10 protein-coding genes and 1 pseudogene are annotated in these 14,755 nt (G+C 53.2%); all 11 read left to right on the plus strand.

Annotated elements, in window-relative coordinates; translation table 11 throughout:
• Window position 1: 1 nt before the first annotated feature.
• Window positions 2–517, plus strand: a complete 516-nt coding sequence (locus ACPLUI_RS00805) for an HAD-IC family P-type ATPase (protein ID WP_424658368.1) — start codon at window positions 2–4, stop codon at window positions 515–517.
• A 45-nt stretch (window positions 518–562) separates the two neighbouring features.
• Window positions 563–1,627: a molybdopterin-binding protein gene (locus ACPLUI_RS00810; RefSeq protein WP_424658369.1), complete on the plus strand. Its 1,065-nt coding sequence runs from the start codon at window positions 563–565 to the stop codon at window positions 1,625–1,627.
• Between the two features lie 21 nt (window positions 1,628–1,648).
• Window positions 1,649–2,896 carry a gephyrin-like molybdotransferase Glp gene (gene glp, locus ACPLUI_RS00815; protein WP_424658370.1) on the plus strand — a complete coding sequence of 416 codons (1,248 nt, stop codon included), beginning with the start codon at window positions 1,649–1,651 and terminating at the stop codon, window positions 2,894–2,896.
• A 153-nt stretch (window positions 2,897–3,049) separates the two neighbouring features.
• On the plus strand, window positions 3,050–4,762 hold the full coding sequence (locus ACPLUI_RS00820; protein WP_424658371.1) for a sigma 54-interacting transcriptional regulator: 1,713 nt from the start codon (window positions 3,050–3,052) through the stop codon (window positions 4,760–4,762).
• 12 nt (window positions 4,763–4,774) lie between these two features.
• The gene (locus ACPLUI_RS00825; RefSeq protein ID WP_424658372.1) at window positions 4,775–7,006 is read left to right on the plus strand and encodes a molybdopterin oxidoreductase family protein; all 2,232 of its coding nucleotides are present in this window, start codon (window positions 4,775–4,777) and stop codon (window positions 7,004–7,006) included.
• A gap of 350 nt (window positions 7,007–7,356) precedes the next feature.
• Window positions 7,357–7,926, plus strand: coding sequence for an HPP family protein (locus tag ACPLUI_RS00830; protein WP_424658373.1), 570 nt, complete (start codon window positions 7,357–7,359; stop codon window positions 7,924–7,926).
• A 15-nt stretch (window positions 7,927–7,941) separates the two neighbouring features.
• A complete protein-coding gene (locus ACPLUI_RS00835) occupies window positions 7,942–11,625 on the plus strand; it encodes a nitrate reductase subunit alpha (RefSeq protein ID WP_424658374.1) in 3,684 nt (1,227 codons plus the stop codon).
• Entirely contained in the window at window positions 11,622–13,085 is a 1,464-nt protein-coding gene (narH, locus tag ACPLUI_RS00840; protein ID WP_424658375.1) for a nitrate reductase subunit beta, read from the plus strand. The genes ACPLUI_RS00835 and narH overlap by 4 nt, the downstream gene beginning before the upstream one ends.
• Window positions 13,086–13,106: 21 nt before the next feature.
• Window positions 13,107–13,688 (plus strand): nitrate reductase molybdenum cofactor assembly chaperone, encoded by a 582-nt coding sequence (narJ, locus tag ACPLUI_RS00845; protein WP_424658376.1) that lies wholly within the window; start codon window positions 13,107–13,109, stop codon window positions 13,686–13,688.
• On the plus strand, window positions 13,658–14,353 hold the full coding sequence (gene narI / locus ACPLUI_RS00850; protein ID WP_424658377.1) for a respiratory nitrate reductase subunit gamma: 696 nt from the start codon (window positions 13,658–13,660) through the stop codon (window positions 14,351–14,353). Before narJ ends, narI begins: the two co-directional genes overlap by 31 nt.
• A 65-nt stretch (window positions 14,354–14,418) precedes the next feature.
• Window positions 14,419–14,755: pseudogene (locus ACPLUI_RS00855) on the plus strand (hypothetical protein); the annotation flags it as partial.

The raw sequence follows: 14,755 nt of genomic DNA on the forward strand, positions 1-14,755 counted from the left end.
CTTGAAGGATGGCAACCTCTGCATTGCCCAGAGATTGGGGAAGGATGTAGCCGTGCCCTGCTCGGCACGGACAGCCGTCCTGGTGGCCGTAGGGCAGGAGGTCCGGGGAGTAGTGAGCATCGCCGACGGGATCCGGGACGAAGCAAAAAACCTGGTCCCCCGCTTGAAGGCCGCCGGGGTACACAGGGTGGTCATGCTGACCGGTGACAACCGGCGGGTGGCCCGGGCGGTAGCCCGGGAACTGGGTATGGATTCATTTGAGGCTGAAATTCTTCCGGAGGGCAAGGTGGAAGTCATCCGGCGCCTCAAGCAAGAAGGGCTGGTAGTGGCCATGGTGGGGGACGGTATTAATGATGCGCCGGCCGCTTCTTATTTGAATAAGGATTTATTTGGGTTTTGTGTAGATAATTTTAGAAAGTCTTTCGTAAAAATTCGAGAGTTCATTCCCTCAAAAATATTACGTCTACATATTTTACAATGGTTTAATAAAAAGCATATATGGCATAAATCTTGCTAGGAGATTCTATTTTGTGAAAATCAGAACAGGAGGAGAGGTGCCGGGATGAGGGCGCAGGCGGTTCGAGTGGAAGAAGCAGTGGGAATGGTTCTTTCCCACGATATCACCAAAATTGTGCGGGGTGAATTCAAGGGTCCGGCCTTTAAAAAGGGACACGTCATCGCTGCAGAAGATGTTCCAGAACTGCTGAAGCTGGGCAAAGAACAAATTTATGTGCTGGAGCTGGATAAAGACGATGTTCATGAGGATGAAGCCGGGGTACGTCTGGGCCGGGCGGTGGCCGGACCGGGGGTGACCTGTTCTCCTCCCAGGGAAAGCCGGGTCAACCTGTTTGCGGCCAGGACGGGACTTTTGAAGATTGACGTAGCTGCCCTGGAAGCAATTAACAGCCTGCCGGATGTGATTTTATCAACCCTGCCCAATAATACTCCCGTAACAGAAGGTGATATGCTGGCTGGAACAAAGGTGATTCCGCTGGTAGTCAAGGAAGAGGTCGTGAAAGCGGTGGAGGAAATCTGTGCTCTCCGTGGCGGGGTCATCAGAGTGGAACCCTATCAAGCTCTGGATGTAGGGATTATCGTTACCGGGGGGGAAGTTTATAACGGGCGGATTAAAGATACTTTCGGACCGGTGTTGAAAGAGAAAGTGGAATCCTTCGGGTCGCGCGTACTTGAGATAAGGTATGCCCCGGACGATGCCAGGTTTATTGCTCGCCTGATCGGAGAGACAATTGCTGCGGGCTCACAGATGGTGCTGGTCAGCGGCGGTATGTCGGTGGACCCCGACGACGTGACGCCACGGGGGATCCGCTTGAGCGGGGCCAGGGTGGAAAAATACGGTGCGCCCGTATTGCCCGGGGCCATGTTCCTGCTTGCATACCGGGATGGGGTGCCTGTTATTGGTATGCCAGCCTGCGGTATGTACTTTCGCACTACCATTCTGGATCTGGTCCTGCCCCGGTTGCTCGCCGGTGAGCGTCTGACCAGCCGGGATATCGTGGCCCTGGCTCACGGTGGGTTGTGCCGCAGTTGTCCGGAGTGTCGCTACCCGCGGTGCAGCTTCGGCCTGTCCGGGTCGGGACCCCGCGTTACTGCCAACGGGGTAACGTGAACAGGAGAGGAGGAAGAATGAATGCGGCTGATGATTACCCTGGAAGAAGCGCTGGAAACGCTTTTGGGCCGGGCGAGGCTGGTGGAAAAAGAGCAAGTGGCACTCCTTTCCGCCTATCAAAGGGTGCTGGCCGAAGAGGTGGTGGCCCCCCACGATCAGCCTCCTTTTGACCGTTCACCTCTGGACGGGTATGCCCTCAGGGGAGAGGACATAGTACATGCTTCCCCGCAGTATCCGGCCCGTCTTAAAGTAACGGAAACCCTGCCTGCTGGCCGGTTACCGGAGGGCCGGGTGGAACCCGGGACCGCGGTACGTATCATGACCGGCGCTCCCATTCCTCCGGGTGCGGATACGGTGGTCCGTTTTGAAGATACCCGGGAGGATAACGGGTGGGTGGAGATCTTTACTTCTCTTCCTCCCGGGAGCAATGTGGTGCCGGCCGGGGAAGACATCCGGAGGGGGGAGCTGGTTCTGAAACCGGGTACTTTGCTTAAGGCCCCGGAAACAGGTGTACTTGCAGCTCTGGGTGTCCCGCTGGTCAAAGTCTTTAAAGAACCACGAGTAGCCATTTTGAGTACCGGTGATGAGCTGGCCGGTCTGGAAGAAGAGCTTCCTCCGGGAAAAATTCGCAATAGCAATCTTTATGCCCTGGCTGCTTCGATCCGGGAAGCCGGTGGAATTCCGTTAATGCTGGGTAATGTTCCCGACCGTTTGCAGGAAACAGTTGTGAAGATAAGCGAAGGTTTGCAAAGGGCGGATCTGGTTCTGACTACGGGAGGAGCATCGGTAGGCGATCACGACTTGATTCGAGAGGCTATGGTCCGGGCAGGAGCCCGGTTGTTGTTCTGGAAAGTCAGCATGAAGCCCGGAATGCCTGTGGTAGCCGGGGAGGCAGAAAATAAACTCATCCTGGGTCTTTCCGGCAATCCCGCGGCCGCCCTCATTTCTTTTGAAGTACTGGTCCGGCCTTTGCTTAAGAAAATGGGCGGCTGCCGGAACCTGTTCCGGCCGCGGGTTGCGGTGAGGCTTCTGGACGATTTTCCGAAAGCAGTTAAACAGCGCCGTTTTCTCCGGGCACAGGTGGGGATGAGGGATGGGGAACTGGCGGCCCGCCTTACCGGTGTACAGGGTAACGGTGTGCTTAAGTCCTTACTGCCAGCCAATGCTCTCCTGGATATCCCCGCCGGACGTGGTCCCCTCAAAAAAGGAGAACAGGTGGAAGCCATCCTTACCGGTGAGCTTACTTGTCCGGATTCATTCATGAAGTAGAAGCCGGGATGTTACAGACTTTTTCAGTTGAATCCCATTCCTTGTGATTATAAAATTTTTAGAGATAGCTTAGAGATAGCTTAGAGATAGCTTAGAGATAGCGATAATAAGACCTTCTATTATGTAGGTCCTGGATTTTAAGGGTGGGATATTATGCTAAAACAGGGGAACCGGCTGGCACATAAGGGGATTGAATACGGTATAATTCTGGTGAACCGGGATGGTGTAATCACGACATGCGATGAACAGGCGGCCCACCTGCTGAAGATAGCTCCGGTTAAGGCCGTGGGCCTGCGGTTAACCGAGGTGATCCCGGAAACCAGGGTTTTAGAAGTGTTCACGTCCGGTAACCCCGTGAGTTCGGAACATGTAATGAGCGACGGGACTGCGGTGGTTGCTGATTATCTTCCGCTGATGACTGGTGGTCAGCTTAACGCTGTGGTAGTATGTTTGCATAAAGTAAACAAGCATGCCGATCAGAAAGAACTGGAAACCCTGAGGGTGCTTACCGAACTTTACGAGGGTATTCTGGCCGATCTCCCCCTGGGTATGGCGGTGGTCAACCGCCAGGGCCGCCTGGTTATGGTTAACAAGCACTACTGCCGGCTGCTGGGAATAAAAGAGGGTGACGTTCTGGGGCTGCCCGTAGAGGAAGTAGTCCCCTTCACCCGTCTGGGCGAGGTGCTTCGGTCGGGACAACCCCTTTTTAATACAGGTGTTTCTTACAATGGTAAAAATTTATTTTTATCGGAAGTGCCGATCAAACAGGGACGGGAAATAATGGGTGGCCTGTCCAAATTAATGGCCAGGGAGAGCCTGGAAGAGAAGGACTGGCAGGACCTCTGGGATCGTTTTCAGATATTGGAAAGTAAGCTAATGTTCTACAAAGAAGAATTGAAAGAATTAAAAAGTTCCCGTTCTCCCTTCGATGTCATTATCGGGGAAAATGCGGAAATGAAAAAGTTGAAGCAGTTGGCCCGGCGGGTGGCCACAGGAGATGCCAGCGTCCTGATTACGGGCGAAAGCGGAACAGGCAAGGAGCTTTTTGCCCATGCCATTCACAATGCCAGCCCCCGGAACGGCGAGCCCTTTATCAAGATCAACTGTGCCGCCATTCCTGACAACCTGTTAGAGTCGGAACTTTTCGGTTATGAAGAAGGGGCTTTTACGGGAGCATCCCGGGGAGGGAAACCAGGTAAATTTGAACTGGCCAACGGCGGTACCATTTTTCTCGATGAAATCGGTGACATGCCTCTGGCCATGCAGGCCAAAATCCTGCGGGTGCTCCAGGAAAAATCCTTTGAAAGAGTGGGCGGTACCAGGACCATTAACGTGGATGTCAGGGTAATTGCGGCCACCAACAGGGACCTGAAAAAGCTCGTTGAAGAAAAGCAGTTTCGGCTCGACCTGTATTACCGGCTGGCGGTGATCAATTTGCACATACCTCCCTTGAGGCAGAGGCGGGACGATATCTTATTGCTCGCTAAAGAGATAATCAGGAAACTAAGCTTGAAATATGTGCACCAGGTGGAGGGACTGGACCCCGGGGTGGAAGAGTTGTTTCTCTCTTACTCCTGGCCCGGGAACGTCCGCGAGCTGGAAAATGTGCTCGAACATGCTTTCAACTTTTTGGAGCCGGGTGATAAACACATTCGACTTGAGCACCTGCCGGAACTGTTGCTCAGCGGGGATACGGAGCAAAGAGGACTCGCCTTGAGCGATGCGGTGGCCAGAGCGGAGATCGAGGCCATCCGCCAGGCTTTGAACCTTGCCAGGGGGAACAAGCAGCAAGCGGCGCGAATTCTTGGTATTCACCCTTCCGGCTTGTATCAAAAGCTGAAAAAATACGCCATCGGGGATGATTAAGGGGGGCTTCCTGTGAAAAAGGATCTAAGAGAAGCAATCGAAGCCTGCCTCAGCACCAGGACAGGTGTTGATTCCTCTGCTTCAGCAGTTCCGGAACGCTGGATTTATTCCACCTGTGGTTACTGTGCCACCGGTTGCGGAATGTACATCGGTGTCCGGGACGGTCACGCTGTGGCCGTGCAGGGAAACCCCGATTACCCGGTGAATAAAGGGCATTTATGTGTCAAAGGGCTCTATGAATGGAAAATTCTCCATCATCCCCAGCGGGCCACCAATCCCATGGTTCGTAAGGATGGCAAGCTCGTACCAGTTAGTTGGGAGGAAGCCCTTTCCCTCCTCGTGGAAAAGCTTCAAGGCAACCGGCAACGTTTTGGCCCGGCTTCGATTGGTTTTTACCATTCCGGCCAGTTACTCCTGGAAGAATATTATGTCCTGGGTAAGCTGGCCAAGGGGGTCCTGGGTACTCCCAATATTGATGCCAGTACCAGGCTATGTATGGCCGCTACGGTTTATGGTTACATCCGTTCCTTTGGTACCGACGGCCCACCGGGTTGCTACGAGGATCTGGATGTAGCAGACCTGGTTTTTATCTTTGGCTCCAATCCCGCGGAAATGTATCCCCAGCTGTGGCGGCGTATTATGGTCAACCGGCACAAGAACGGTGCCAGGCTTATGGTGGCCGATCCCCGGGCAACAGTGCCGGCACGGGTGGCGGACCTGCACCTGGCTCTGCGACCCGGAACCAATGTCCCTTTGCTCAATGCCCTGGCCTATGTGCTGATTAAGGAGGATATGGTGGACCACGCCTATATTGCTGACCATACCACGGGATACCGGGAATTTGTGCAGGCGGTGGAAAAATATCCCCCGGAGGTGGCCGCTGCCCTCACAGGGGTACCGGCGGAAAAAATTATAGAAGCGGCACGTTTATTTGGCCGGTCACCTTCAGTTACTACCATCTTCTGCCAGGGCGTGAACCAGAGCATGTCAGCCGCGGAAACGGTTACCCTGCTCAACAGCTTGCACCTGATCACAGGCAAAATCGGTAAACCAGGTTCTTCTCCGCTTTCCCTTACCGGCCAGGCCACCACCATGAGTAACCGGGATGTAGGGGGGACCGGTTTCCTGCCCGGCCTTCGTAATCCGGCCAATCCCGTGCACCGGCAGGAAGTGGCTTCCGTCTGGGGGGTGGATCCGGAGATCATACCGGCCCATACCAATGATATCATGACTATGCTGGACATGATCTCCAGGGACGAACTCAAATTCCTCTGGGTTATGGGTACCAATCCTGCCGTTTCTCTGCCTGACCAGGCCTACACCCGGAAAATGCTGGATAAAGTTTTTCTCGTGGTCCAGGACATTTTTTACCCCGTGGAGACGGCTGTCTATGCCGATATTTTCTTGCCTGCCGCCCAGTGGGGGGAAAAAACCGGTACCTATACCAATGCTGAACGCAGAGTGAATGTGGCTTATCAGGCGGTGAAGCCACCGGGTCAGGCCAGAGCGGACTTTGACATTCTGATAGAAGTCGGCAGGAGGCTTGCAGGAGAAAATCTATTTCCCTGGCGCAGTACGGAGGAAGTCTTTGAAGAATGGAAACTCCTTTCCCGTGGGAGACCCAATGACATGTCCGGTATGACCTACCGGCGCATGGAAAAGGAAGGGGGACTGCAGTGGCCCTGCCCGGAGCCTTTCCACCCGGGGACCGCGCGCCTGTATACCGGCGGGGTTTTTAATACCGGCAGGGATTTTGCACAGGCTTACGGTTCATTCAATGACAGTAAAGGGAGGGCCAGGCTATGGCCGGTGGAATACCAGCCTCCCCCCGAAATACCTGACGCGGAATATCCCTTCTGGTTGAACACCGGCCGTGTGATTGAGCATTTCCATACTCGCACCAAGACCAAAAGAGTGCCGGAACTCCATTATGCGGCCAGGGATGGTTTTGTGGAAATCAACCCTGAGGATGCTAAAAGCCTGGGGATAACCGGCGGGCAGAAAGTGCGGGTGGTATCCAGGCGTGGCTGGATTGAAGTCCGCGCAGTAGTCAAAGATACAGTCAGCCCCGGGCAGGTATTTGTCCCCTTTCATTTTGGAGATCTGGACCCGGGTGAGGATCATTTGAAGCAGGCGGCCAATCATCTAACCCTGAGCCGGGTGGATCCCGTTTCCAGGCAGCCCATGTTCAAAGTTGCCGCCTGCCGGATTGAAAAGGTGGAGGAAGAGGAGCAGGAAAATTGAATAGCTTGTTGCCGCGGGACTATGGCTTTAACGGGGAACTTCGCGCAGGCACTTACAAGTTGTAAATCTATGTTCAGCGATCTGCTGGAGCCTTTCAGAAGAGCAGGAAATTCACTGCTCTTTTTTATTTATCCCGGCTTATTTATCCCGGTACGGGCCCACATAAGGCTTTAACTTTAAATGGCCTTACAGGTTTTTAGAGAGGTCTCGTTTTTTTTAGAGAGTGGTGTCGAGAACTGGTCTCTGGAATGCCGTTGTTAACTGCGGTTAATGCGGGCCTGACTCTGGCATCAGTCTTGCAACCGGCCCTTTACGGTTCTAAACAGGAGTCAAAAAGGAGCTGATGTGTCTTGCATGCCAATGCTTCTGCCGGTAATGAAAGGGGGAAAAATGAACAATTCAGTATCACGGTTTATTTCCGTAAAATGCTGGGTGACAGGCGTACGACTCCTTTAAGCGCTCCTTCCCTCCGTGAACTTTTTATGGCCTGGGTGGGAGCTTTTGCAGGAATTGGGGTGGTGGCCGTACTGACTTTAATCTACAAGATGCCCATGATGATACCCTCCTTTGGGGCATCCGCCGTACTGGTCTATGGCCTTCCAGATGCACCACTGGCCCAGCCGCGCAATGTTATCGGCGGGCACATTGTTTCAGCAGTTTGTGGCGTAACAGTCTACAGTCTTTTTGGCCTGAGCTGGTGGTCCGCAGCCCTGGCTGCCTCACTGGCCGTGATCATGATGCTTGTCACCAGGACTGCCCATCCACCGGGTGGCGCGACGGCCCTGGGCGCAGTCCTTACCAAGGCCTCCCCGATTTACATTCTGACGCCCGTCGCGGTAGGAGCAACCATTCTGGTTATAGTTGGCCTTCTCACCAACAACCTGTTACCCGAAAGAAAATACCCGAAATACTGGATTTAGCAAGGGGAGAGGAATATGGCTGGAAAGAAGTCACCCTTACTGAACAGCTTGCGTTACTTTCTGCCGCGGGAGCGATACTCGGAAAACTGGAGTGAGGTATCTTCGTACGGCCGGAAGTGGGAAGAAGCCTATCGCAGGCGCTGGCAGCATGATAAGGTTGTTCGTTCCACGCATGGGGTGAACTGTACCGGATCATGTAGCTGGGACATCTTTGTGAAAGATGGAATTGTCACATGGGAAAACCAGCGTACCGATTATCCTTCAACCGGGCCGGATATGCCGGAGTTCGAACCCCGTGGTTGCCCCAGGGGAGCGAGTTTCTCATGGTACCTTTACAGTCCCCTGCGGGTTAAATACCCCTATGTGCGCAGTATCCTCCTGCAAATGTGGCGCGAGGCCCTGAAGGAAGAAAATGACCCCGTTGCTGCCTGGGCAAGTATTGTGGAGAACCCGGATAAGGCGCAGCGTTACAAACTTAGCCGCGGTAAAGGAGGCTTTGTCCGGGTTTCATGGGATGAATCTCTGCAGATCATCTCAGCAGCCCTCCTGTACACCATCAAGAAGTACGGCCCCGACCGCATTATCGGTTTTTCTCCCATACCTGCCATGTCAATGGTCAGTTATGCCTCGGGTGCTCGATTTTTGTCCCTCATTGGTGCCCCTTTGCTCAGTTTCTATGACTGGTATTGCGATCTCCCTCCGGCATCGCCGCAAATCTGGGGTGACCAGACCGACGTTCCGGAAAGCAGTGACTGGTTCAATTCCAGCTACATGATTGTCTGGGGTTCGAACCTGCCCATGACGCGTACGCCGGATGCCCATTTTATGACCGAAGTACGTTACCGGGGAACGAAGGTCGTGGCGGTAAGCCCTGATTATGCCGAGTATGTCAAATTTGCCGATGACTGGCTGCCGGCCAGGCCGGGTACCGATGGGGCTCTGGCTATGGCCATGGGTCATGTAATTCTCAAAGAGTTCTATGTGGAACAACAAAACGACTACTTTACCCATTACGCCAGGCATTATACAGATTTTCCTTTCCTTATAACTCTCAAAGGACAGGATAATGCTTATGTTGCAGACCGCTTCCTCCGTGCTGCAGATCTTGGCAGAGCAACCGGAAACAACCCGGAATGGAAGACAGTTATTTACGATGAACTCACCGGCGATTTTGCTGTACCCCAGGGTAGCCTGGGTTTCCGTTGGGGGGAAGAAGGGAAATGGAACCTGCACATGCGGGATGCTGAAAGTGGAGAGCCCCTGAGACCACGACTTACTTTACTTGGTGTACACGACGAAGTGGTCGGGGTAAAGATCCCCTGCTTCGAGAAAAACGGACGACGCATCCTGGAACGCGCCGTACCGGTGAAGAAAATTCAGCTCAACGGGCGTGTTCTTTATGTCACCACGGTTTATGACCTGACCCTGGCCAATTACGGTGTGGACCGGGGGTTGGGAGATGGGTCACCCAAAAACTATGATGACGTTGAACCCTTTACACCGGCCTGGCAGGAACCAATTACGGGGGTGGACCGCCATACGGTAATCCGAATTGCCCGGGAGTTCGCCAGGAATGCTGCCGATACCAGGGGGCGTTCGATGATCGTCATGGGAGCGGGGATCAACCACTGGTATCATGCAGATACTATCTATCGTGCCATCATTAACCTGCTTTTATTAACCGGTTCACAAGGTGTTAACGGGGGTGGGTGGGCCCATTATGTAGGCCAGGAAAAATTGCGCCCGGTTGAGGGATGGCAGACCGTTGCTTTTGCGCGGGACTGGTCTGTACCTCCCCGCCTGCAAAACGGAACCTCCTTTTTCTACTTCGCCACCGATCAGTGGCGGTACGAGGAGAAACCTGTGGACGAACAGGCCTCACCGCTGGCCAAAGCCCGCTACCGTCACCCTGCTGATTATAACGTACTGGCGGCCCGGCTGGGATGGTTGCCCAGCTATCCCCAGTTCAACCGCAATCCTTTGCAATTGTTCAAAGACGCCCAAAAGGCAGGGGCCTGCAGCCCGCAGGAGGTTGCCGCTTACGTCGCGGATGAACTGAAGAAAGGAGAGTTGCAGTTTGCCCTTGAGGACCCGGATGATCCGTGCAATTTTCCGCGCGTGTTGTTTGTCTGGCGGGCCAATTTGATCTCCAGCTCCGGGAAAGGTCACGAGTATTTCTTGAAACATCTGCTGGGTACATCCAACGGATTAATGGATGACGATACAGGTGTCCTGCGGCCGGAAGAAATACGGTGGCGTGACCGGGCAGCAGAGGGCAAACTGGACCTGCTGGTCAACCTGGAGTTCCGCATGTCCGGCACGGCTCTCTATTCCGATATCGTGCTGCCTGCTGCTACCTGGTACGAAAAGACTGACTTGAGCAGTACCGACATGCATCCTTTCATTCACCCCTTTAATCCGGCGGTCGCTCCCCAGTGGGAATCCCGCACGGACTGGGACATCTTCAAAGAGCTGGCCCGGGTCTTTTCGGAAACGGCACGCAACTATTTTAACGGTCCGGAGCATGATGTTGTTGCCGTGCCCCTCCTGCACGACTCGCCCGACGAGCTGGCCCAGCCCTTTGGTAAAATCAGGGATTGGCGCAGGGGAGAAGGGGAACCGGTTCCGGGGAAGACCATGCCCCATATTCATGTTGTGGAGCGGGATTATACCCTTGTCTATGATAAAATGGTTGCCCTGGGACCACTGGTAAAGGAAAAACCTGTTGGGGTTAAAGGCATCTCCTGGGTGGCGGCTGAGGAATACGAGAGATTAAAGCGGGTTTTGGGCACGGTGCGTAAGCCCGGGATTACCAAAGGTTGTCCCGATATCAGCACCGACCGCAAGGTGGCAGAAGTTATTCTCACCCTCTCATCGACGACAAATGGCAAAGTAGCCGTTAAAGCCTGGGAATCCCTGGAGCGAAAGACGGGGCTTCAGCTTAAGGATCTGGCTGAGGAACGGGCGGAAGATTGTTTCACATTTGATGATATAACCAGTAAACCCAAAACGGTCATTACTTCTCCCGCCTTCAGCGGTTCGGAGAAAGGAGGCCGGCGTTATTCTCCATTTACAACCAATGTTGAGCGGCTCATCCCCTGGCGTACACTGACCGGTCGCCAGCATTACTACCTGGATCACGAGCTGATGGTTGAATTTGGAGAAGCAATGGCCACTTTTAAGCCAACGTTGACCCATACGCCATTTGACCCGGCGGGAAGGCGTCCGGATGCGGCAGGAGCAGAAATTACAGTGAATTATTTAACCCCCCATAGCAAATGGTCGATTCACAGTATGTATTTTGATACGCTGCCCATGTTGACTCTTTTCCGAGGGGGCCCCACGGTTTGGCTCAACAAGGATGATGCGGCACAGGCAGGAATTAATGATAACGACTGGATTGAGTGCTTCAACCGACACGGCGTGGTGGTGGCCCGGGCCGTGGTGACCCACCGGATTCCCCGGGGGATTGCCTACATGTACCATGCTCAGGACCGGACTATTAACGTACCCGGAACAACCATTACCCGGAGTCGCGGGGGGACCCACAACAGTCCCACCAGGATCCACGTCAAACCCACCCATATGATTGGGGGCTATGCACAGCTGAGTTATGGTTTCAACTACTATGGTCCGACCGGCAACCAGCGGGACCTGACTGTTATCATCCGGAAATTGCAAGGGGTGGACTGGGATTGAAAGTTAAAGTACAGATGGCAATGGTGATAAATTTAGACAAATGCCTGGGCTGCCATACATGCAGTCTAACCTGTAAAAATACCTGGACCAATCGTCCCGGTGCAGAGTATATGTGGTGGAACAACGTGGAGACAAAACCGGGTATTGGTTATCCAAAACAGTGGGAGAACCAGGACCGGTACCGTGGTGGGTGGATGCTCAAGAACGGAAAACTGGAATTACGCTCCGGAAGCAGGTTGGCCAGGTTACTCCGCATTTTCCACAATCCGGACCTGCCGGCCATCGATGATTATTATGAGCCGTGGACCTACAACTATGAGAAACTCATCAACCCGCCCGCTGGCCCTCGTCAGCCGGTTGCACGTCCCAGGTCGCTCATTACGGGGAAAAGTATGGAGGTGACCTGGGGGCCGAACTGGGAAGACGACCTTGCTGGGGCCCATGTTACCGGGTTGAAAGATCCCGATATGAAGGGGATCGTAGAAACGATTGTTATGGATTTTGAGAAAGTTTTTATGCTTTACTTACCCCGTATTTGTGAACATTGTCTTAATCCTGCCTGTGTAGCTTCTTGCCCGTCCGGTGCTGTCTACAAAAGGGAGGAAGACGGCATTGTGCTTGTAGACCAGGAAACCTGCCGGGGGTGGCGTTTCTGTATATCTGGTTGCCCCTATAAGAAGATTTATTTTAACTGGCAAACATATAAGGCGGAAAAATGTATTCTGTGCTTCCCCCGTATGGAAACCGGCCAGCCGACCATCTGTTCGGAAACCTGTGCGGGACGTGTGCGCTACGTGGGCCTTATGTTATATGATGCCGACGCTGTTAAGTATGCCGCTTCGGTTCCCGATGTAAAAGAATTATACCGGTCCCAGCTGAACATTTTTCTTGATCCCAACGACCCGGAAGTAATCCGGCAGGCCCGTTTGGATGGTATTCCTGAGGACTGGCTCGAGGCGGCCCGGAAGTCTCCCGTTTACAGGATGGTGGCTGAGTGGAAAATTGCCCTCCCTCTGCACCCGGAATACCGGACGCTGCCCATGGTGTGGTATGTACCTCCTTTGAGTCCGGTTATAAGTGCTTCTGAACGTCAAAAAGGTAAAAGGGAAGATGGTTCTATTTTTGATGTTATAGATGCCATGCGCATTCCCATGCAGTATCTGGCCAACCTGTTGTCAGCAGGAGATGTGGAAGTAATTGTTGCGGTACTGAAGAAAATGGCGGCCCTGCGCATTCATATGCGTTCACTAACACTTGGCCAAAAGCCGGAACGGCAGGTGCTTCTGGAAAACGGCCTGGATGAAGAATCTGCCGGGGATATGTACCGCTTGCTGGCTATCGCCAAGTACCACGAACGTTTCGTCGTTCCCGCTTCCCACCGTGAATATGCCCTTGATTTGATGAGGGAGCGGGGGACTTGCGGTCTGGGATTCTGTGGCGAGACGGGAGATGCGGGGTGAAAAGTCAGGGAGGTGTGAGTTATGGAATCGGAACCGGTTCAGACCGTCTTTCAGCTGGCTTCCCATCTGTTGCAGTACCCTGATGGGAAATGGCGGGAGGCAGTGAAAAGTTACCGCTCTTTAATTGCGGAGATAGAAGAGGAACGCATTGCACGGGTTTTATCTCTTTTCCTTAAGGCCGTGGAACAGGAAAACCCTGACAAATTCAGTGAAAGGTACGTTCAGACCTTTGATTTCAACAAAAAAACCAATCTTTACCTGACCTATGCGCAGTACGGGGACCATCGCCAGCGGGGAAAAGCATTGCTTCAATTGAAGCGGCTATATGAGCGGATGGGACTGGTGATCTCCGAACGTGAGCTTCCCGATTACCTGCCGTTAATGCTGGAGTTCGCTGCCGTTGCCCCTCTGGATGCGGCCAAAGAGGCATTAAGTCCCTACCGCGTGCAGATTGAGACGATTCGAAATCAGCTGGTAAAAATGGAAAACCCGTATGCATGGGTGCTTGACGCTGTTCTCATGGCTATGGATGTCGCAGGAATGGAGCATTTACAGGAGGGAGGTCATGATTCATGGACTGGCCAGCGCAATTACTCTGGTTGATTTACCCTTATGTCGTTCTAACCATCTTTATTGTTGGCAGTGTATACCGTTATAATACCGACCAGTATGGCTGGACGTCCAGGTCGAGCGAGATTTTGGAAAAGCAGATCCTTAAATGGGGAAGTACACTTTTCCACTGGGGAATTGTGTTTGTTTTGTTGGGTCATTTCGGTGGGCTCCTGATTCCCCTCTACGTACACAGGTGGCTCGGTATCTCAGATGAACTCTACCACCTTGTGGCGGCCGTGGCCGGTGGCACCGCGGGTTTGGTTGCTTGCGGCGGAGTTATTGTTCTTTTGCTGCGCAGGCTTAATGTTACCCGCGTAAGAGTTAACAGCAATACAGGAGATATGGTAGCCATTTTGCTCCTGGTCATTGTTGTTTTGAGTGGGATGTCTGGAACTTGTTGGAATGCCCTGCATCACTTTCCTTTTGAATACCGTACCACTGTTGGACCCTGGTTACGGGGCATTCTGTTGCTCCATCCAGACCCATCGCTGATGAAGGGAATACCTGTAATTTTCAAGATCCATGTTGCGGCCATTCTCAGTTTTCTGGCCGTCTGGCCTTTCACCCGGCTGGTGCATGTCTTTAGCCTTCCTATTATTTACTTATTCCGTAGCCCTGTGATTTACCGCCGGCGAGCACCGGAGATAATGAATTAAATAGCAAAGAGCGGTGTAATTCGGTAAATATAGAGATGATGAAAGGGAAGGAGCAAGGTAAACCAATGCTGAAACTTAAAGGTTCACCCAATGCAGGATTGTTCGGTGCAACTCTTGGCTTTTTTATTGGTTTTGCGGCCGTAGCTCTTTTTGGGCCGACGGCGAAAATCTTCCGGGATTTAATGGGGCTTACACCCGGTCAGGTGGGACTGCTGGTGGCCATACCCTCCCTTTCCGGGTCATTGCTGCGCATACCTTTTGGAGCCTGGGTTGATGCTACCGGTGGCCGCAAGCCTCTTCTGATTTTGCTCGGCCTGGGCTGGGCCGGGATGCTCGGTCTCTCCCTGGTGATTCATTTTCTGTATCCTCACGGTCTGACTGCGTCCATGTACCCGTTGCTGC

It is taken from the genome of Desulfofundulus sp. (assembly GCF_049701015.1).
GTDB lineage: Bacteria > Bacillota > Desulfotomaculia > Desulfotomaculales > Desulfovirgulaceae > Desulfofundulus.

What these genes read in the sequence shown, in the direction of transcription:
- ACPLUI_RS00810 (WP_424658369.1), top strand. Translation starts at nt 563, where the DNA reads ATGAGGGCGCAGGCGGTTCGAGTGGAAGAAGCAGTGGGAATGGTTCTT.
- ACPLUI_RS00835 (WP_424658374.1), top strand. Translation starts at nt 7,942, where the DNA reads ATGGCTGGAAAGAAGTCACCCTTACTGAACAGCTTGCGTTACTTTCTG.
- narI (WP_424658377.1), top strand. Translation starts at nt 13,658, where the DNA reads ATGGACTGGCCAGCGCAATTACTCTGGTTGATTTACCCTTATGTCGTT.
- glp (WP_424658370.1), top strand. Translation starts at nt 1,649, where the DNA reads ATGCGGCTGATGATTACCCTGGAAGAAGCGCTGGAAACGCTTTTGGGC.
- ACPLUI_RS00820 (WP_424658371.1), top strand. Translation starts at nt 3,050, where the DNA reads ATGCTAAAACAGGGGAACCGGCTGGCACATAAGGGGATTGAATACGGT.
- narJ (WP_424658376.1), top strand. Translation starts at nt 13,107, where the DNA reads ATGGAATCGGAACCGGTTCAGACCGTCTTTCAGCTGGCTTCCCATCTG.